The 20,906-nt window shown below is 61.0% G+C and carries 14 protein-coding genes; 2 read left to right on the plus strand and 12 right to left on the minus strand.

Annotation, left to right across the window (positions count from 1 at the left end):
• Positions 1–62 precede the first annotated feature (62 nt).
• The 5 genes from OKC27_RS06625 to mocA all read right to left on the minus strand — a co-directional run bounded on the left by OKC27_RS06625 (position 63) and on the right by mocA (position 9,252).
• Complete coding sequence (locus OKC27_RS06625; protein ID WP_232093643.1) at positions 63–2,960, minus strand: molybdopterin-dependent oxidoreductase Mo/Fe-S-binding subunit; 2,898 nt, start codon at positions 2,958–2,960, stop codon at positions 63–65.
• Positions 2,957–3,733 (minus strand): molybdopterin-dependent oxidoreductase FAD-binding subunit, encoded by a 777-nt coding sequence (gene ygfM / locus OKC27_RS06630; RefSeq protein WP_182939645.1) that lies wholly within the window; start codon positions 3,731–3,733, stop codon positions 2,957–2,959. Before ygfM ends, OKC27_RS06625 begins: the two co-directional genes overlap by 4 nt.
• Before the next feature lie 81 nt (positions 3,734–3,814).
• A complete protein-coding gene (gene ssnA / locus OKC27_RS06635; protein WP_182939644.1) occupies positions 3,815–5,143 on the minus strand; it encodes a putative aminohydrolase SsnA in 1,329 nt (442 codons plus the stop codon).
• A gap of 30 nt (positions 5,144–5,173) precedes the next feature.
• The gene (ygfK, locus tag OKC27_RS06640; protein ID WP_182939643.1) at positions 5,174–8,284 is read right to left on the minus strand and encodes a putative selenate reductase subunit YgfK; all 3,111 of its coding nucleotides are present in this window, start codon (positions 8,282–8,284) and stop codon (positions 5,174–5,176) included.
• 320 nt (positions 8,285–8,604) lie between these two features.
• A complete protein-coding gene (gene mocA / locus OKC27_RS06645) occupies positions 8,605–9,252 on the minus strand; it encodes a molybdenum cofactor cytidylyltransferase (protein WP_269475377.1) in 648 nt (215 codons plus the stop codon).
• A 1-nt stretch (position 9,253) separates the two neighbouring features.
• On the opposite strand from mocA, the gene yqeC reads away from it, so the two are divergent.
• A complete protein-coding gene (gene yqeC / locus OKC27_RS06650) occupies positions 9,254–10,102 on the plus strand; it encodes a selenium cofactor biosynthesis protein YqeC (RefSeq protein WP_182939642.1) in 849 nt (282 codons plus the stop codon).
• Positions 10,103–10,129: 27 nt separating this feature from the next.
• Positions 10,130–11,722, plus strand: coding sequence for a selenium-dependent molybdenum cofactor biosynthesis protein YqeB (gene yqeB, locus OKC27_RS06655; RefSeq protein ID WP_182939641.1), 1,593 nt, complete (start codon positions 10,130–10,132; stop codon positions 11,720–11,722).
• 196 nt (positions 11,723–11,918) lie between these two features.
• Here the strand turns inward: yqeB and OKC27_RS06660 are convergent, their stop codons facing one another.
• The 7 genes from OKC27_RS06660 to ygeW all read right to left on the minus strand — a co-directional run bounded on the left by OKC27_RS06660 (position 11,919) and on the right by ygeW (position 20,712).
• Positions 11,919–13,004 carry a calcium/sodium antiporter gene (locus OKC27_RS06660; protein ID WP_270693869.1) on the minus strand — a complete coding sequence of 362 codons (1,086 nt, stop codon included), beginning with the start codon at positions 13,002–13,004 and terminating at the stop codon, positions 11,919–11,921.
• A 160-nt stretch (positions 13,005–13,164) separates the two neighbouring features.
• Positions 13,165–14,088 carry a DMT family transporter gene (locus OKC27_RS06665; RefSeq protein WP_182939639.1) on the minus strand — a complete coding sequence of 308 codons (924 nt, stop codon included), beginning with the start codon at positions 14,086–14,088 and terminating at the stop codon, positions 13,165–13,167.
• A gap of 224 nt (positions 14,089–14,312) precedes the next feature.
• Complete coding sequence (gene arcC, locus OKC27_RS06670) at positions 14,313–15,245, minus strand: carbamate kinase (RefSeq protein WP_182939638.1); 933 nt, start codon at positions 15,243–15,245, stop codon at positions 14,313–14,315.
• 56 nt (positions 15,246–15,301) lie between these two features.
• Positions 15,302–16,723 (minus strand): dihydropyrimidinase, encoded by a 1,422-nt coding sequence (hydA, locus tag OKC27_RS06675; protein ID WP_182939637.1) that lies wholly within the window; start codon positions 16,721–16,723, stop codon positions 15,302–15,304.
• A 119-nt stretch (positions 16,724–16,842) separates the two neighbouring features.
• Positions 16,843–18,060: a YgeY family selenium metabolism-linked hydrolase gene (locus OKC27_RS06680; protein WP_182939636.1), complete on the minus strand. Its 1,218-nt coding sequence runs from the start codon at positions 18,058–18,060 to the stop codon at positions 16,843–16,845.
• 127 nt (positions 18,061–18,187) lie between these two features.
• Positions 18,188–19,387, minus strand: a complete 1,200-nt coding sequence (gene dpaL, locus OKC27_RS06685) for a diaminopropionate ammonia-lyase (protein ID WP_182939635.1) — start codon at positions 19,385–19,387, stop codon at positions 18,188–18,190.
• 137 nt (positions 19,388–19,524) lie between these two features.
• Positions 19,525–20,712, minus strand: coding sequence for a knotted carbamoyltransferase YgeW (gene ygeW, locus OKC27_RS06690; RefSeq protein ID WP_182939634.1), 1,188 nt, complete (start codon positions 20,710–20,712; stop codon positions 19,525–19,527).
• Positions 20,713–20,906 lie beyond the last annotated feature (194 nt).

Below are 20,906 nucleotides of genomic sequence, written 5' to 3' on the forward strand. Positions count from 1 at the left end.
GTACTCATTCCGCCGTCAGGCGCTGGGGGCGAGCGTTCACCCGCCCCTCACCTTTTCTTTTGTTATGCCGACACTTTTGGCTCCAGCTTGCCCAGTTCGCGCAGGATCTGCTCCGGCGTGAAGTGCCACTTGCGCAGCCAGACACCGCAGGCGTCGTGGATGGCGGTGGCGATGGCGGGCGCCGCACCGTTCACCCCGATCTCCGAGATGGACTTGGCGCCGTAGGGGCCGACCTTGTCATCACTCGGTACCAGGAAGGCCCGGAAATCGCGCGGAATGTCGCCAATCTTGGGCGCGCCATAGCTCTTGAGATCCCGGGTCAGCGGGATGCCCTTGCTGTCGTAGCAGATCTCCTCGCTCATGGTGTGGCCGATGGCCCGCATGGTCGCCCCGTAGATCTGGCCGAGGGCCAGTTCCGGGTTGATGGGAGTACCGCAGTCGAGCAGGGCGTAGAACTTGTCGAGACGGATCTCGCCAGTTCTGACGTTGACCGCCACCTCGGCGAAGTTGGCCCCATACGGGAAGGCAAGCTCCGAGGTGATGTAGCTGGCGGTGCCCACCAGAATACCGAAGCCGGTGCCGGTCTCCGCCTTGTGGGCCAGCTTGGCGAGGGTCACTTCCCCCTGCTTGCCGCGCACGATACCCGGGTGAACCAGTTCCACATCCTCAACCGGCTCGCCCAGCATGGCGGCGCCGTGGAACAGGATCTTCGCCTTGAGGTTCTCGGCCGCCATCTTGGCTGCGTTGCCGGAGAAGCAGGTACCGGACGAGGCGTAGGCCCCCTTGTCGAACAGGGCGTGGTCGGTGTCGCCAGAGATCACATGCACATCGCTGAGCGGGCAACCGAGCACCTCGGCGGTCAGTTTGGCCACCACGGTATCGAGGCCGGTGCCGATATCGGCGCCACCGGAGTGGACGATAAAGGTGCCGTCCGATTCCAGCTTGACCATGCAGTTAGCCTGATCGATGTCCGGGATCCCCGATTTTTGCATGATGATGGCGACACCACGGCCGATGCGCCAATCCCCGTCAGCGGGTTTGGGGCTATCCCAGGCAATCAACTCGCGACCCTGCTTGAGGATGGGTTCGAGGGCACAGCTGGCGGCGTGGGGCACAGAAGTCGGCATCTTGCCCTCACCGATGGCACCCAACACCTTGAGGATATCCCCTTCGTGCACCCTGTTGTGCTCCACCATGTCGAGCTGATCGATGCCGAGTCGCTCGGCCAGTTCGGCAATCGCCATGGTCAGCGCGAAGTTGCCCTTGGGCGCGCCGTAACCCTGATAGGCGCCGGTCGGGCAGATGTTGCTGTAGTAGGTGTTGACGGTAAAGCGCACGTTGTCGCACGGATAGAGCGGCAAAGAGAGCGCCGGGCCGTTACTCGGCACCGTCAGGGAGTGGTTACCGTAAGGGCCGGTATTGGCGCGGAAATCCATCTCGATGGCGGTGATGGTGCCATCTTTCTTGGCCCCCACTTTCACCTTCACCTTGGCCACGTGGCGGGAGGTGTTGCTGATGAACTCCTCTTCACGGGTATAGCGGAAGGTGACGGGGCGGCCGGTGACCTTGGTCGCCCAGGCGCACACCTCTTCCAGCAGGATATCCTGCTTGGAGCCAAAGCCGCCCCCTACCCGCTCCTTGATCACGTGCACCTGATGTTGCTTGAGGCCGACGATACGTGCCACCTGACGGCGCACGTGCCACGGCACCTGGGTGGAGGCGTGAATAACCAGACGATCCCCATCCATGTAGGTGAAGCAGATGTGCGGCTCGGTCGGGCACTGCTGGGCCTGGGTCGATTCGTAGGTGCGCTCGACAATTTCGTCCGCCTCGGCAAAGCCTTTTGCCACATCACCGATCTGGCCATGGACGCTGGCGGCCAGGTTCTCGTGCGGGCGAGAGCCGATGGGGAAGTTGATGATCATGTGCTCGTCGCCACGGCGTACCGAGCAGGCGTTCTGCTGCTCGAGATCCGCAGGGGCACCAGCCATGTAGATGATGGGTTCGTCGTGGACCAGCGGTGCATTGGGGGCCATCGCTTCATCGATGTTCATAACCGCAGGCAGCACCTGATACTCGACATCGATGAGTTTCAGGGCCGCCAGCGCGACCGCTTCGCTCTCGGCCACCACGGCGGCGACACGATCACCGACGTGGCGCACCTTGCGGCTGAACATGCGGCGATCGAGCGGTGACGGCTCGGGGGCACTCTGGCCACCCGGGGTGTAAAACACATCCGGGCAGTTGAGATAAGTAATGACATGCACCACACCCGGCAGCGCCTCGGCGCGGCTCACATCGAGTTTGGTGATCACCGCATGGGGATGGGGGCTGCGCAGCATCTTGATGATCAGCGCATCGTCGGTAACCCGATCCTCCACGTAGCAGGGCTTGGCCTGCACCATCTTGGCGGCGTCCACTTTCGGGCAGCTCTTTCCGATATGGCGCAGGTCGTCGCGAAACTCCGGGGCGATCTGGCACAGATAATCCGGGTCCTTCATCCGTGAGCAGGCAAGCTCGATGGCCTGATAGAACTGCTGGTAACCGCCATCGCGGTGAAACAGGCCAGAGAGGGCGTCGTCGATTTGATCACGGCTGGGCTCGGGATGACGATCAAGCAGGTCGGTGACAATCAGCGCCGCGGCCGGATCGTTGTAGCCGGACTGCACCACCCCCACGTCCACCATCGCCTGCTGCACCAGACTGAGCTGGTTCCAGCTGCCCAGCGACTCGGCGGTGCGCACCTGCGCGCCCTCCAGCTGGGCGGCGATCAGCAGGGAGGCGTTGATCACCTTGCCGTTGAAGAGAATGGCGTCGGAGCCAGCAAAACCGAAGCCGTCGTCACTGTTGCGCACCGAGTGCATCCGGCACTGATTGAACAGCACCCGCTGGGCATTGTCACCGGCCTTGCAGATGACGGTACGCAGGGCACCGTTCAGGGTAAAGTTGAGTTCCATCATGCTTGCACCTCCTGCTGCTGGCAGTCCACCAGCAGATCCGCCACTACCACGCCGGTGATATACCGCTTGTAACTCACGCTGCCCGCCAGATCCTCGCGGGGCGAAATCAGCTCGCTCACGGCGGCCTCCAGCGCGGCATCGTGCAGATCGCGGCGCTCCAGATCCCGCAGACGCATCGGCTGCGGGGTGACGCCAGCGACGGCCACCCGCATCTCGCCAATGCTGTCGAGGGCCACGGCGGCGGTCATCACCGCCAGCCCGTCAGCGTTGCGGCTGATGCGGCGAATGGCGCAGCGCAGTTCAGGCTCCGGCAGCACAATCCCCAGCACCAGGGCATTGCGCTGATCCGCCAGATAGGCGTCGATGGGTTGCAGCAGGTTGTTCTCCAGCACGACCACCGCTTCGAGCACCAGCAGCACCGGCAGCAAGGGGGAGTCCTGCTGTTGGCAGGCAAGTTCGCCGCCGATGGTGGCCTGATTGCGCAGATGGCGGGAGTAGACAAACCCCAGCGCCTCGCACAGGGCGGCCGGGGTACGGGGATCCTCTTTCAGGGTCTGCAGGGTAACGGTTGCGCCGATATGGAGCTGGCCGTGCTGCTGCTCAATCTGGTCAAGCCCCAGCTTCTCCAGCGAGATGGCGACCTTCTTGTCGGTGCGGGTCGGAGCGGCGTTAAGCTTGCTGCCGCCCCCCATGTAGACGGCGTCGTTGCCGAAGCTGGCCTTGAGTTCCAAAGCCTGACCCAGTTGTTCGGGTCGGAAGAATTGCTCAATCATGTGTCGTCCTTACTCTTGCTGCCCGCCGCCGAGGGTGATCCACAGGGCGGGCAATCCGGTCCAAAACTGTGGAAGGTGGCCTTAGGCCAGCTGATCCATCCGTTGCCACAGGCGGCTAGCCACCTTGCTGGCCTGCTCATAAAGGGGCGAGACATCGAACGGGAACTCGCGATCCTGATAGACCATGCGCCCCTCCACCATCACGCTGTTGACGCTGGCAGAGCCCATGCCAAAGGCGAGATGGCCACCGAGGTTGCGTGGCGCCAGCGGGGTCGGCGCGTCGTAGTCGCAGATGGTGAGGTCGGCCTTGTAGCCGGGCTCCAGGCGGCCAAATTTGGCGCCAAAGTTGCGATCCAGCAGGGTGTTGCCGTTCCACAGGAACCGCGCAAAGCTGTCGGGCCACAGCGCGCCGCCGGCATCTTTGTGCTTGAAGTAGGCAAACTTGAGCTCTTCGAGCATGTCGGAGCCGATGCCATCGGTGCCGAGCGCCAGATTGCGATACTCCGGCAGGTGCATGTTGTAGCCCACGTGGTTGTTCATGTTGGAGCGGGCGTTGTGCACCAGAAAGGCATCGCGGCTGTTAAGCAGCTCGATGTCGGACGGGCTCAGGTAGATGCCGTGGGCCACCAAGGATTTGCTGTCGATCAGGCCAAACTCGTCCAGCCGGGCAATCGGCTCCTTGCCATAGTGGTGGTGGCCGTGAGCCATGTCGTAGCGGTCTTCCGCCACATGGATATGCAGACCACGACCGGTGACCTGCAGCGCTTCGCGCAGCATGGCCAGCCCTTCGTCGGGCACGGTGAAGGGAGCGTGAGCGCCGATGTGGGCCTCCACCAGATAGGGTTCGTTCCCCTTGGCCTTGGCCGCATCGATCTGTTGGGCGAACAGGATGTTCTCCTCCACCCCGGCCTGCAGCTCGGCGAGGCCGCCGTTGCGATCCGTGGTCTCGAAGCAGGTCATGCCGCGCAGACCCGCCTCCATAAACCCTTTGCGCAGCACGTTGAGGGAGCCCTTGATGAAGTTGGGCGAGGCGTGGTGGTCGATCACCGCGCTGCAGCCACTCTTGATCGCCTCCAGCGAGCAGATGAGACCGCTGTAGTAGAGAGACTCCTCATCGAGCGCCCGATCGAGCCGCCACCAGAGGTTTTTCAGGGTAGAAATGAAGTCCGGGCAGGGGGCGATGTTGGCCATGATCCCCCGCGACAGGCCGGAGTAGAAGTGGTTGTGGGCACAGACGATGCCCGGCATCACCAGCTTGCCGCCCATCTCCCGATAGTTGGCCTCCGGGTAGAGGGCCCGCAGATTGGGCCCCACCGCTTTGATAAGGGTGCCCTCGATGGCGATATCCACCCCTTCCAGTACCCGGGTCGGCTCCAGCTGGACGGCGGTGACGTTTTTCAGAATAAACATGGTTTGCTCCTTCGCTTATTCGTTATTCGCTCAGGCCTCGACGGCCCCCAGCAGGTAGTGGTGATGGGCGTGGACATGGCTGATGATCCGGCACATGTCTGCGAGCACCTCGGGGGCATCCTTGATCCGGCTCTGGGCATCGATAGTGAGACGGTAGGTCTCGCCACCCTGACGCACCCGCAGCTCACCACCATCCGCCAGATAGAAACCGGGGTTGCGGCTGTTGTCGAAGTCCTCGGGCAGGCTGAAGATGGTGACCTTGTCCTGATAGGGCTTGCCCTGCCACGGGCAGAACTGGGCGCAGTTGCCGCACTCGTTGCAGTAGGCATCCAGGTGCAATGTCTGGAACTGGTCCTTGAAGCCAGGCACCGCGATGGCGACGTTGGCCCGGTTGGGGCAGACATCCACGCACTTGCTGCAGAGGTAGTTGCACTCGAGGCAGCGGTGCGCCTCTTGCGCCACGAAGGCCTCCCGCTCGCTCTTGTCGACCATGGTGACGGCGATGCTTCCCTTGCGACGGTAGATCTCGTCCTTGCCCGACGGCTGGATTGATACCTCGGCCTGACTGCCAGCGATATGCTCGCGGGCCAGTACCAGATCTGCGGCGCGGCGGGCACCACCGATGGCACCGACGATGGAGGATGGGCCACTCTGCACGTCACCGATCAGGAAGACGTTGCGACGGCTGGTTTCGCCAGTCTGGCTATCCACCTCGGGCCAGCCATCGCTGCCAAGGGGAATGCCCATCGCTTTCAATACTTCGCAGTCAGGCTGTTCGCCGATGGCGGTGATCAAGGCATCCATCTGCATCACTTCGGTCTGTTCGGTGGGCACCGGACGGCGGCGGCCCTGCTCGTCAGGATCCCCCAGCGCCATCATCCGCACGGTGAGCTTGCCATCTTTGTCAAAGCGCTCCGGATTGGTGAGGAAGCAGAAACGTACCCCATCCTCCACCGCTTCCAGGTACTCCTCGCGATAGGCGGGCATCTCTTTTTCGCTGCGACGGTAGATCACGGTCACATCGCGGACACCCGGCACCTTGAGGGCGGCACGGGCGCAATCCATGGCGGTGTTGCCGGCACCGATCACCGCCACATGGCGACCCAGCGGCAGCGGCTTGCCCTGATTGAAACTGCGCAGGAAGTTGAAGGATTTGTAAATCCGCTCGTGACCCCCATCGAGGCGCATGCCGCCATTCTTGTCGGCACCGATGCCAACGAAAACATAGGTAAAGCCATGGGCGTGCAGCTTGTCGACGGTGAGCGCCGGATCGCAACCAAACTCGAACTTGACCCCGTGAGCTGCGACAAAGTCGATGTCGTGCTGGATCAGTTCAGCCGGGATGCGGAACTCGGGGATGATGTGTTTGACCACGCCACCGGCATCGGCTTCGCGCTCGAACACGGTGACCGGGTGACCGGCACGGGCCAGGAAGTAACCGGCTGAGAGACCGGCCGGGCCTGCACCTATTACCGCAACCGGGTGCTTGTCACCGCTGCCTGCCGGCTTGTGCCAGCGCGCCTTGTATCCTTCCCAGCCGCGCTCCAGCGCTACTTTTTTCAGTTCACGGATATTGAGCGGGCTGTCGTAATCGAGACGAGTGCAGTTGTACTGGCACTGGTGATCACAGATATGGCCGGTGATGGCGGGCAAGGCGTTGCGCTGATAAATCAGCTCAAGGGCTGCCACATATTCCCCCTCGCCCATCAGGCGAATGTACTCGGGGATATCCTGATGCACAGCGCAGGCGGTGACGCAGGGCGCCACGTAGCAGTCGGTCATCGGCAGACCGCCGCCCACTTCGATACGATCGTCGGACTTCCACTCCTTCTGGGTGTAATCCATGGTGAGGGCCTTGGCGGCAAGCGCTTCCAGCTTGGCCACATCCACCTGACTCATGCCCCAGCTGCCCGACGCATCTATCTCTTTGAGGCACTCGATCTGGCGCAGGTAGCCACCCGGTTTCAGCAGGTCGGTGGCCATGGTGATGGGACGAATACCGGTCTCGAAGATCTCCGCGATGTTGAACTTGCTGGCACCACCGGAGTAGGAGATGGGCAGCTTGCCATCGAAGGCGCGTGACAGCACGGCCGCCACGTTGATGGAGAGCGGGAACAGTGCGCGACCGGACATATACATTTCATCGCCGGGCAGAGCCCCCTTGCGGTTGATAGTCCCGAGGGTGTTGGTCAGCTTGACCCCGAAGGTGAGCCCCTTCTCGGCCCCCAGCGCCATCAATCGGGTCAGCATCGCCTTGGCCTGATCCAGCTTGAGGTCGTGATCGAACGACTCTTCGCTCAGACCAATGTAATCAAAGCCACAGGTGTCGAGGATCTCGCGCACCCGCGGGTAGCCCAGCAGGGTCGGATTCAGTTTGACGAAGGTGTTGAGCCCCTTCTCTTCCAGCATGTAGCGGCAGATGGCCTCAATCTCGTTGGGCGGGCAGCCGTGCATGGTAGAGAGGGTGACGCCGTGAACCAGATTGGCCGGGATGCGCTCCACCAGCTGTTGCAGGCGATCGCGGCGGGCACCCAGTCCCAGCTCGGCGATAAACTGCTCATCGGCCACCAGCTCGCGCAGCACTTGCTGGTACTCGGCAAACTTCGGACTGGTGCTGGCATCCTTCAAACTGTGGATGAACTGCTGCATCGGCGGCTGTTTGATGCCGTCGAGGTTGTAACCCACGCTCATGTTGAAGATGAAGGACTTGGCCTCTCCGTCGAGGCGCGGGTCGAACACCTCTTCCAGCAGGTAGAGGGCAAACCAGGCTTTCAGATACTCGTCGAACGCCTTGGGCAGGGTGAACTCGGTAGACCACTCGGTGTTGAAGCACTCATCCTCGGCGTCGATACAGGGCTTTGCCAGTTCGAGACGGTCCAGGATCTGCACCGTCTTGAGCTCGATAAAGCGCCCGCCGGTCAGCCAGGAGGTGACGATATTCTGGGCCAGCTGGGTATGGGGGCCAGCCGCCGGACCGATGGGGGTTTCGCAGGTTTCACCGAACACCTTGATCTTGCGCTCGTCCTGCTTGCGATAGAATTGCGCGGCGGGAATACCGAAAATGCTCTGACTCTCTTTATATTCCGCGAAAATACGGGTCAGAAGGTTCTTGAACGGAACGGGTCGCATAATATCGCCCATGGCAATCTCCTTGCAGCTGTTCTGCCCATTGGCAGCATGAATAAATGGGGTATCCCGCACGGGCATTACCCCTTGGCAAGGAGAGGAGCAACTATCAGGCCACACCAGCTACAAAACTATTTTTTAGGGTGAAAGCGTGAGACAGCTCCAATTAATGAGGATATTTTGCGATGCCACCATTATGGGTATTGCGAGTAGTTATCAATCACTCTGAAACTTACTGAATGAGCTGATTAAAAAGAACTCGCACTATCAGATTAAGTGCGAGAAATATCACTTTGATACGCCATTTATCTCCCCGTTATCTTTTTAAAACAGGGTTATTTCGCGCGCTCGGTCTCATTTTCCAGCGCACCGCCCAGCAGCGCCTGATAGCGCTCCGGGGTATCCACATCAAACAGGATGGCGGGGCTGTCGACTGGCACCATACGGTGGGGATGCCCTTGCAACCAGCGCCGTACCGACGGCTGCACCGGGGCCGCTGCCAGCTCGCGGGCAAGGGATTTGGGCAGCAACACCGGATGGCCCGCCTCCCCCTGCCAGGTGGGAAAGAGTGCCTCACAGCCCCGTGCCAGCCAGAGCTGTTGATAGACCTCGCGCGGGATACAGGGGAGATCCCCGTGGCTGATAAAGAGGTAGTCAGCATCACTGGCCGCCAGGGCAGAGCGGATCGAACTGCCCAGCCCCTGCCGATAGTCGGGATTGTGGACGACAACAATATCCGGCCGCTCAAGGTAGCGTTCTTGAAGCTCCTCGCCACGATGGCCCACCACCAGAATAACCCGCTGACAAAAGGCCAGGGCATTTTTGAGACTTGCATCAAGCATTGTCCCCTGGCAATAAGGTAGCATCATTTTCCAGGTACCCATTCGGGAAGATAAACCCGCCGCCGTTATTATACAGTCACACTGCACTTGTTCCTGGCAACGTTGTTTTCCACTCTCTTCGATATTTATTTTGGTCGTCATTATGTCGCACCCACACGCTGTTGCTGTCGCATTTCCAGATATAGATCCGCTATTAAACCCGCTCACCCAAAATATTGATAGCCATACTACCTTAATTAGCCTCTGCGGGGCCGGTGGAAAAACCAGCACCCTGTTCTGGCTGGCGGAATATTTTTATAAACAGGGTAAAAGGGTGCTAATTACCACCACCACCCGGATGTTTCTGCCTGCCCCGTCACACTATCGGGAATTGATCCTGGAAGCCGATCCCGTCCGCCAACTGACCCGCTGTCAGCAACTGCCCGATGAGCCGACTCTGGTCGCCCTGTTCAGCCATATCGATCAGGCCAGCGGCAAGGTGGCGGGCCCCACACCCCAGCAGATTGATCTCATCAAGGGGCAGCAGCGCTTCGATCTCATCCTGGTCGAATCGGATGGCGCCAATCACAAGTTATTGAAAGTGCCCGCTTTGCACGAACCTTGCATTCCCCAAAGCAGTGATTGGGTGATCGCCCTGACGGGCGGCGCCATGGTGGGAGCCAAGGCCGACCCGCAGCAGATCCACCGCTGGGCCGAATTCCAGGCCCTGTGCGGGATAGAGGCCGGTGACCCGCTCGACTGGGCACTGTTTCACAAGCTGCTCTCCCACCCTCAGGGGGTGTTCAAGGGCACCCCGGCCAGGGCGCGCCGGATCTGGTTTATCAATGGCGATTATCAAAATGAGCCGTCATGGCTACCGCCATTGATAAACCTGCTGGCCCGGCACCCCGAGCTCCACGCCATCTGGCAGGGAGCGGTACGGGAGCCACAGCCCATTCGCCACGCACTCGGCTACTTCGCTCAGGATGAGGCACAGCCGCCTCGCCCATGATGATTTAAGGATAAGAAGAGGTACCTTATGAATCTTTTTTCACACGCAGCCCGACTGGAACAGGAGAACACTCCGTTTGCCATTGCCCAGATCATCGAGAGCCGTGGCTCCACGCCCCGCCATCAGGCCCAGATGCTGGTGATGGCCGATGGCCAGATCCTCGGCACCATCGGCGGCGGCATGATTGAACGGCTGGTGATCGAAGAGGCGGTGGCGGCCATTGGTGAGCGCAAACCCCGCATCTTCCATGGCCGGATGGCCCGCAACGGCGAACATGCGGTGGGGTCGGATTGTGGCGGCGCCATGTCAGTCTATATCGATGTCTACGGCCTGCGCCCCCGTCTGGTACTGATCGGCGCCGGTCACGTCAACCGGGCGCTGGCCCATGCCGCCGCGCCGCTGGGTTTTGATATCCATGTGGGCGACTGCTTTGAAGGGAGCCTCAACCCCGATCACTTCCCCGCCAGCACCCATCTCAAACAAGCCGATACCATCAGCGCGGTGATCGAGGCGCTGGCCATCGAGCCCGCCAACTTCGTCATCATCGCCACCAACCATCAGGACAAGGAGGCGCTGGAACGGCTGATAAACCGTCCCCTTGCCTATCTGGGGCTGCTCGCCAGCAAGCGCAAGGTACAGACCTTCACCCAGACCCTGCGCCAGCAAGGGGTGAGTCAGGAGCAACTGCAGCGTTTGCACGCCCCCATCGGCTACAACATCGGTGCCGAGACGCCCGAGGAGATCGCCATCAGCATCCTCGCCGAGTTGCTGCAAGTGAAAAACGGCAAGGCAGGCGGCCTGATGCAGGATGATGTGCGCCTCAAGCGGGATCAACTGGTGGTGATGCGCGGCTCCGGCGATATCGCCACCGGCGTCGCGCTGCGGCTGCACAATGCGGGCTTCAAGGTGGTGATGCTGGATCTCGACAAACCCACGGTGATCCGCCACACCGTCGCCTTCGCCCAAGGGATGTTTGACGGAGAAACCAGTGTCGAGGGCGTGCGCGCCAAGCGGGTCGAGAGCGTCGAGCAGGCGTTCGAGCAGCTGGATCGGGGCATCATTCCGCTGCTGGTTGACCCCGACTGCGCCACCCTCGCCGAGCTCAAACCGCGCTATCTGGTGGATGCCATTTTGGCCAAGCAGAACCTCGGTACCCACAAGGAGATGGCCCCCATTACGGTGGCCCTGGGCCCGGGTTTTGAGGCGGGACGCGACTGCGATGCGGTGATCGAAACCAACCGCGGCCACCATCTGGGGCGGGTCATCTATCAGGGCCCCGCCCAGCCCAATACCGGCATTCCCGGGGTGATCGAGGGGCACTCCGCCCGCCGGGTGGTGCGCGCCCCCGCCCCCGGCGTGATGAAGAGCCTGATCAAGCTCGGCGACCTGGTGCAGGAGGGAGATGTGATTGCCCATGTGGGGGACGCTCCCATTATCGCGCCGCTCTCGGGCATGGTGCGGGGGCTGCTCAGCGATGGCATCGAAGTCCCGATCGGCTTCAAGATTGGCGATATCGACCCCAGAGGAGAGCGCGCCGATGCCACCACCGTCTCTGACAAGGCCCGCGCTATCGGCGGCGCCGTATTGGAAGCCATGATGCATCTGGCCCAGCGCAGATAAGCGTGAACATAAAGCCTATCGGCAAGGCCCGCGTTATCAATTAGCGGCGCCGTTCTGGAAGCCAGAATGCATCTGGCCAAGCGCCAATAAAGGCTCTGCGCGCCCCCTCAGCGCCAAGCAAAAGCCCCACCGTGATGGTGGGGCTTTTTTCGGCCGGTCGGTTGATGCCGCTCCCTTTACCTCAGGGAAACCTGCGTCACGGCCGGGTTCGTTGCAAACGCCAGGCACGAAATGCCAGCACAACCAGAGTGATAGCGGTCAGCGGCAGCACGAAACCGGTCAGCGCCGCACTGAACTGACCTTGCAGCGGACTGGATGTGGCGTGCAGGATCAGCCAGCTGGTGTAACCGATGTAGTAGGCCAGAAACAGCGCCCCTTCCCAACGGGCGATGGTGTAACCGGTAAAGAAGATGGGCAGGCAGGCGAGCGCCACCGCAATCATCACCGGAATATCGAATTGCAGGGCGGTGGCCGACACTTCGAGCCCTCCCGGCGTCACCATGGAGGTGAGCCCCAGCACGCAGAGGATATTGAAGATATTGCTGCCGACCACGTTGCCCACCGCGATATCCCGCTCCCCGCGCAGGGCGGCGACGATGGAGGTCACCACCTCCGGCAGTGAGGTGCCGACGGCTACGATGGTGAGGCCGATCACCAGATCGCTCACCCCGAAGTAGTGGGCAATCTCCACCGCGCTGCTGACCAGCAGCCGGGAGCCCAGGATCAACATCCCCAATCCCGCCACGATAAAGAGCAGATTGCGGGGCAAGCTGTGAGGCGTCTCGGGCTCTTTTTGGCCAAACTCCTGCTCATATTCCGCCTGTACCGCCTTGGTTTCACGGCGGCTCTGCACAAACAAAAACGCGGTGTAAGCAACGACCCCGGCAAACAGCAGCGCTCCTTCGAAGGCTGAAATACGGCCATCCCAACCAAACAGCAGCACCAGCAGCGAGATGGCGATCATCAGGGGCACATCGAAGCGCACCAGTTGCTGGGAGACCACCAGCGGCACGATCAAGGCCGAGACACCGAGAATAAACAGCACGTTAAAGATATTGCTGCCGACCACGTTACCCACGGCGATCCCCGCCTGCCCCTCGAGGCCAGACTGGATGCTCACCGCCAGTTCAGGGGCACTGGTGCCAAAAGCCACTATGGTCAATCCCACCACCAACGGGGAGATGCCCATCATGGTGGCGAGGCGCGCCGCCCCCCGCACCAGAGATTCGGCCCCCATCACCAGACACACCAGCCCCACGGCCAACCACACCAGCGTCATCATACGGTTTCATCCTTGCCGTTACGTTTGTTGAAATAATCACAATGAATCAAATGCCTGCGCGTCAACACAGCTATGTAACGCCATTGTAACGAGGGGCTGGTTCCCTGTCGCGGGCTCTTTTGAGTGCCATTTATCGTGCCACTGGCAGCCCAGTCACCACTCAGCCGTGCTTGATACGGGTATCCCCCGCCACCGATACCACGGAGCGCTTGCCCTTGCGGCTAATCACCAACAGCGCCAGCACGATAAGGGCGATGCCGCTCCCCTCCACCGACCCCGGGTTTTCCCCAAGCAGCCACCAGGAGAGCAGCACACCGGTCACCGGCACCGCTAGGGTGCTGAGGCTGGCGATCCCCGCTGGCAGTTTTTTCAACACAAACAGCCAGAGACTCCAGGCGATGGCGGTGGCGAAGATGGCGCTATAGGCCAGCGCTCCCATCACATAGGGTTGCCAGTCGATGGGGCGCTCCGGCACCAGCGCCGCCACCAGTGCCATCACTATGGTTGCGTAGATCATCTGCCAGGTGGTGAGGGACATCAGATCCACCCCGGGGTGGCGGGCATACATCCGCTTGGCGATGATGGCGCTGATCCCCCAGCAGATGCCGGAGAGGATTGCCAACAGCGCACTCTTGAGGGATTCAAGGTGCAACTGCCAGGGCTGGATCACCAGCAGCAACCCGCAGGCCGCCACCCCGACCGCCAGATAGTGCAGCTTGCGCATCCGCTCACCGAGAAAGAGCGCCGCGAAGATCACCACCCAGAACGGCATGGTGTAACTCAAAATGGCCACCTTGCCCGCCCCGCCGCTGATCAGCGCCCACTGGGCCAACCCCACCATGCCGCAGGTCTGGAACAGGGCGATGGCCAGGGTATAGCGAAACGGGGTGGGCTTGAGATAACGGCGCCCACGCAGGGCCAGCACCAGCAACAACACCAGGGATCCGCACAGGCAGCGCAGGGCGGTGAACTCGAAGGCCCCCGCGTAGAGCATCACCTGCTTCATCACGATCCAGCTGTAACTCCAGATGGCGGTGAGCAGGACTAACCCCCCCAGCGCCGCCATATTGATCTTTCCACTCATCTCTCACCACGCATTGCTCTGACTTTCGCCTCTTGTTCCGATGGGCCAACCCTTATCGGGGTGGCTATCTTACCCCTGTGCTGGCGGGCTGCCCATTCCCTACGGGCGAATAGCCTATGGGCAAATTGCCTGTGAGCAAATCGACCTCAGCCACGGCAACGCCCGAGCCAAAAGCAGCAGGGGGCCAAGGCCCCCTGTCTATCAACCCGTCATCACGCAACACGCTACAAACTGATCACGGTCCCGGTCTTGCCTGCGATCCCCTCGGCTGCCTTCTCCAGTAGGGTGATCAGGGATTTGCGCCCGGGCAAGGATGTGGCGAACGAGAGCGCCGCCTCCACCTTGGGCAACATGGAGCCTTTGGCAAACTGCCCCTGGGCGATAAAGCTGTTGGCATCGGCCACGCTCAGGGTATCGAGCCACTGCACATCTGGCTTGCCGAAGTTGATGGCGACCTTCTCCACCGCGGTGAGGATGATCAGCATATCGGCATCAATCAGCTCCGCCAGCTTGGCACTGGCCCAATCCTTGTCGATCACCGCGCTGGCGCCGCGCAGGTGATTGCCCTCGCGCAGCACCGGAATGCCGCCGCCACCGACGGTGATCACCACCTGACCGGCGGCCAGCATGGCGGAGACGGTCTCCTTCTCGATGATGTCGACGGGTTTGGGAGAGGCCACTACCCGGCGATAGCCGCGACCGGCGTCCTCTTTGAGCCGCTCGCCCTTGGCCATCAGCGCCTCGGCCTCCTCCTTGCTGAAGAAGCCGCCGATGGGCTTGCTGGGGTCCTGGAAGGCGGGATCATTTTTATCCACCTCCACTTGCGTCACCAGCGTGGCGACCGGCTTGTGGATGCCACGCTCCAGCAGGGCTTCGCGCAGGGCGTTTTGCAGGTCATAACCGATGTAGCCCTGACTCAGGGCCACACAGACCGACATCGGCAGATGGGGGGATTTTGGCTCGTGGCGGGCCGCCACTTCGAACGCCTGCTGGATCATCCCCACCTGCGGCCCGTTGCCGTGGGTGACCACCACCTCGTGCCCCTGGGCGATCAGGTCGGCGATGGTGTGCGCCGTGCTCTGCACCGCCTTCATCTGCTCGGGCAGGTTGTTGCCCAGAGCGTTGCCCCCCAGGGCCAGTACGATACGCTGTTTCATCTTGTGCTCTCCGATGATAAGGGTAGGCCGGTGTCATACCGGCTCGGTTGTTCTGTCTATCGCTGTGCTGATGGTTGTTCTCTGACCGCTTCGCCCAGCAGTGGATCAAAGGGTGCACGCGCCAAAAAGCGTCCATGCCCCCGTTGCCCGGTAAATTCGCCGTCGCGGGCGACTATCTCGCCGCGACTGAGGGTCATCCTGATCTGGCCGGGACAGCGCATCCCCTCATAGGGGGTGTAGTCGCCGTTGTCATGCAGCGCGGCATGGCGGATCTGGGTCTCGCCACGGGGATCCATCAGTACCAGATCGGCGTCGGCCCTGGGTTGCAAGTTGCCCTTGCGCGGCCAGAGGCCAAACAGGCGCGCCGAATTGGCGCTGGTGAGGGCCACGAAGCGCGACGGCGAGATGCGCCCGCCGAGCACCCCGTGGGCAAACAGCAGCAGCATCCGGTTCTCGACCCCGGGCAAGCCGTTGGGGCAGAGGCTGAAGTCGCCGCCCGAGAGGGTCATGCGCTGGGCGTGGGAGAAGTTGCAGTGATCGGTCGCCACCGTGTCGATGTCACCCGCAGCGACGCCGACCCAGAGTTTGTCGAGTTCGCTGCGCCCGCGCAGCGGCGGGCTCAACAGGAAGTCGACCCCGTTCTCCCGGTAGTAGCAGCTGTCATCGAGCAGCAGATATTGCGGGCAGGTCTCCACCCAGACCGGCTGACCCTGACGACGCGCCAGCTTCAGATACTCCAGCCCCAGTCCGTTTGAAAGGTGAACGATATAGAGCGGCGCATTGCCAGCAAGCCCCGCCAGATTGATCATCCGGGCCACCGCTTCGGCTTCGCACTCCAGCGGGCGGCTCTGCGGGTGATACCAGGGCTCATGGTGACCCGCGGCCAGCAGGGCCGCACGGCGCGCCGCGATGGCGGCATCGTTCTCGGGATGGACGGTGGCGAGCGCCCCCACCTCTTTGAGGCGGGCCAGGGCGCGCAGCACGTCGTGGTCCCCCAGCTTGTACTGGTAGGTGAGGTAGAGCTTGAAGCTGCTGATCCCCTCCTCCTGCACCATGGCGGACATTTCGTGGAGGATGGCGTCATCCACATGCTGGATCACGCCGTGAAAGCTGTAGTCGATCACCGCCTGATCGGCGGCGTAATCGTGATAGCGGGCCAGCTGGTGATGCAGATTGCACCCCGCCGGGCCAAATCCCATATGATCGACGATGGTGGTGGTGCCACCACAGGCGGCGGCACGGGTACCGCTGAAAAAGTCATCGCAACTGCGTGCAATCCCGACATCGATGTTGAAGTGGGTGTGGACGTCGATACCGCCCGGCATCACGTAACAGCCGCTGGCATCGATCAGCTCGGTTTCGCCATCGGGCTGGATATCGGCGGCACGGGCACGGATCACCCCGTTCTCGATCAGCAGATCCTGACGATATTCACCCTGTGCATCGACCAGCACGCCATTCTTGATCAGCCGTTTCATCCCCACCACCTCGAACATCATATCGCTTCAAACAGCAAGGCCCCGCCTTAACACAGACGGGGCACTTGCCACACTTGCAACAGCCGGACGGCGATGGCAGTCACCGCCCGGCAGACCCCTTACTTGTCCAGCTCGGCCAGATAGAGCATGGGGATCACGGCGTACATGGCGGCGCACTTGACCAGATGCTCTTTCCAGGTCTTCTCGTTCGGCGCATGGGCTTCCGGCTCTTTACCCGGACCAAAACCGATGACCGGAATGCCGTGGCGACCCATGATAGAGACCCCGTTGGTCGAGAAGGTCCACTTGTCCACCACTGGCGCCTTGTTGAACAGCTGAGTGTACGCCTTGGAGAGGGTCTTGACGGTGATGTGATCCTCTTCCACCTTCCAGGTCGGGAAGTAGCACTCGGTCGGGTAGACCAGACCGGTATAGGCCGGACGGTCGTACTGATACATGGAGACCTCGGCACCGGCAGCTTGCACCGCAGGCAGGGCACGGATCTCGTCCAGCGCGCCTTGCCAGGTCTCGCCCCAGGTCAGACGGCGGTCGATGGAGACGGCGCAGCTGTCGGCCACGGCGCAGCGGCTTGGCGAAGTGAAGAAGATCTCGGAGACCGTCAGGGTGCCCTTGCCGAGGAAGTCGTCATTGCCAAGGTTGTGGCTCAGCGCCTGCAATTCGCCGAGGATCGGGCCCATCTTGAAGATGGCGTTGTCACCGCGCTCCGGCGCAGAGCCGTGGCAGCTGACGCCCTGCACCTCGACGCGGATCTCCATGCGACCGCGTTGACCACGGTAGATCTGGCAGTCGGTCGGTTCGGTACTGACCACGAACTCGGGGCGGATCTTGCTCTGCTCGATGATGTACTGCCAGCAGAGACCGTCGCAATCCTCTTCCTGCACGGTGCCGGTCACCAGCAGGGTGTACTCGTCTTCCAGTCCCAGATCCTTGATGATCTTGCCGGCATAAACCATGGAGGCCATGCCCCCTTCCTGATCGGAGGCACCGCGACCACCGATGATCTCGTGATCTTCCATCCCCTCATAGGGGTCGAAGGTCCAGTTGGCGCGGTTACCGACACCGACGGTATCGATATGGGCATCCATGGCGATCAGGTGCGGACCGTGGCCGATATAGCCCAGCACGTTGCCCATGGGGTCGATCTCGACCTTGTCAAAACCAACCTTCTCCATCTCCTGCTTGATGCGCAGCACCACGCGCTCTTCATCGCAGCTCTCGCTCGGGATGGCGATCATGTCGCGCAGGAACTGACTCATCTCGGCTTTGTACTGGTAGGCCTTCTCCAACACCATTTCAAACGGAATTTGCTTGCTCATTGTGATTCTCCATAACAACTGAGAGTGCGCGGCCTGTTCATCGGCAGCGCCCTGTGCCCGTTACCGCGCCCCCGTTAGCGAGGCGCGATCAATTCTTTGATTCGTGGTTGCTTACTCGCAGCCGGAGTTACTCGCAGGCCGGGTGTTTGCCTTCCCACACCACTTCCCGATAGTGGGTCACATCGGTGTCCCCTTCGGTGTTGATGATCAGCACCACGGAGTCGCGACTTAGCCCCAGACGTTCCATCAGCGCCGCGCGATCCGGGTGGTGACGCACCGCCGCCAGCACGCCGGTACCGACCGAGCCGGATTCGCCGGAGATGATGCGGGGATCATTGCCAAGGGGGTTGCCCAGCACCCGCATACCCAGCGCCGACACCTTGTCGTGGCAGGAGATGAACTGGGTGGTGCAGCTTCTGAGCAGAGGCCAGCCGAGCGGATTGGGTTCACCGCAGGCGAGACCGGCCATGATGGTGCGCATGTCGCCGCCTACGTTGACCATCTCCCCCGCCACACCGGAGCGGTAGATGCAGTCGGCCTGATCCGGCTCGACGACTATGCTGTGCAGGTTTTTCGCCCCGAAGCAGTCCACCAGATAGCCGAGCACCCCGCCCGCCAGCGCACCTACGCCAGCCTGCAGCAGCACGTGGGTCGGCTGCTTGATGCCCATGGCCTGCATCTGCTCGACCGCTTCGTCGGCCAGAGTGGAGTAACCCTGCATGATCCAGGTCGGGATCTTGGTGTAACCCTCCCAGGCGGTGTCTTGCACGATGTGCCAGCCGCGCTCTTCGGCCATCTTCATGGTCAGGCGCACGGTATCGTCATAGTTCATGTCAGTGACGATGCACTCGGCACCGAGGTTGAGGATGTGATCCACCCGCTCCTGGGCAGAGCCCTTGGGCATGTAGACCACCGCATGCTGACCCACCTGCTTGGCGGCCCAGGCAACACCGCGACCGTGGTTGCCATCCGTGGTGGTGGCGAAGGTCATCGGCTCCTTGATGGTGCGTTTGATGAGATCGAAGGAGAAATCCTCGATGGCCACCCCGTATTTTTCACAGAGCAGGTTGGCGATGGCATAAACACCACCCAGCATCTTGAAGGCATTGAGGCCAAAGCGCTTTGACTCGTCCTTGACCAATATATTTTTCACCCCGATATAGGCGGCCAGATCTTTCAGGTCGCACAATGGGGTCGGCTCATAACCGGCCAGTTTTTTATGAAAAGCGCGAGCCTTTTGTGCTTCAACACGGGAAAACAGCGGTGATGGCTCGGCGGTAAAAAAGCGGTTATCGGCAATATCCATCTTCAGCGAAAATTGGGACATGCTTACCTCACTAGGCGTTACCTGACAAAGAGCAGCCTCGCCGGGAGATCCGTTATTCAGATACCACGGGGAGAAAACTCGAAATAATGGATTCGACAGCGTGGGCAGGATGAATATTCACCCTGCCCTGCCGTTATTTATTTCACCCGCTTTTGCGCCTCTTTAATCAGATTCTCCAGGGTTTCTGCCGGGGCGGAGAATTTACGGGCCATGATCATGGCGGCGATAATATAGGGCTTCCAGCTCGCCTCTTTGTAAGTGGCGATACGGTATTTCTCGAATACCCCTTCGGTCACTTCGCCCTCTTTGCAGGAGACGCCAGAAATATCGGCGGGCAGGCAGTGCATATAGAGCGCTTCGCCACCCTTGGTGAGCTTCATCATCTCCTCGGTGCAGTGCCAATCCTTGTGCTTGGCGTTCTGCTCCAGACAGTGTTTCTCCAGATCTTTGAGGCCAGCGTGGTCATTGGCGCGCAGCAACTCGGTGCGCTGCTCCATCACCTTGTAGGGAGCCCAGGACTTCGGATAGACGATATCGGCATCCTTGAACGCCTCTTCCATGGAGGTGACCTGACGGAAGCTACCGCCGGAGGCCTTGGCGTTCTCTTTGGCCACTTCGATCACGTCCGGGATCAGGTCATACCCTTCCGGATGGGCCAGGGTCACGTCCATGCCAAAGCGGGTCATCAGACCTATGATGCCCTGCGGAACGGAGAGCGGCTTGCCGTAGCTCGGGGAGTAGGCCCAGGTCATGGCAATCTTCTTGCCCTTGAGGCTCTCCAGGCTGCCGAAGTGCTCCTGCAACCAGGCGAGATCAGCCATCGACTGAGTCGGGTGATCAATGTCGCACTGCAGGTTGACCAGTGCCGGACGCTGGGGCAGCACGCCCTTCTCGAACCCTTCATCCAGTGCCGCGCCCACTTCACGCATATAGGCGTTACCGGCCCCGAGGAACATGTCGTCACGGATGCCGATGGCATCGGCGCAGAAGGAGACCATGTTGGCAGTTTCACGGACGGTCTCGCCGTGGGCGATCTGGGATTTGCCCTCATCCAGATCCTGCTGGGCCAGACCGAGTAGGTTCAGCGCAGAGGCATAAGAGAAGCGGGTTCGGGTGGAGTTATCGCGGAAAACCGAGATACCGAGCCCGCTATTAAACAGTTTGGTAGAGATATTTTCGGCGCGCAGGGTCTTGAGGGATTCGGCCAGTTTCAATACCAGCTCCAGCTCCTGAGGAGTTTGCTCCCAGGTCAGCAGAAAATCTTTTTCATGCAGGTTGGATTTGAGTGCTCTGATCTCTTTGATTAATTCGTTAACTGCTTTCATCGTTCGCCCCAATCATTGGATGAGATATGGATAGCTCCCCTTTCACTCACGATGTCACCAGCATCCCGGTTGTGGGTGAGCTCATCGGTTAGCGTCGATGTAAGGCAATCAATAAGCGTGCCAAACTAAAAAAATGCAGGAAGATATTAATAAATGGCGAAAGTGTGTGATGCAGAGCACAAAAGCGGCGGCTA

The organism is Aeromonas sp. QDB62 (assembly GCF_027705695.1).
Taxonomy (GTDB): domain Bacteria; phylum Pseudomonadota; class Gammaproteobacteria; order Enterobacterales; family Aeromonadaceae; genus Aeromonas; species Aeromonas allosaccharophila.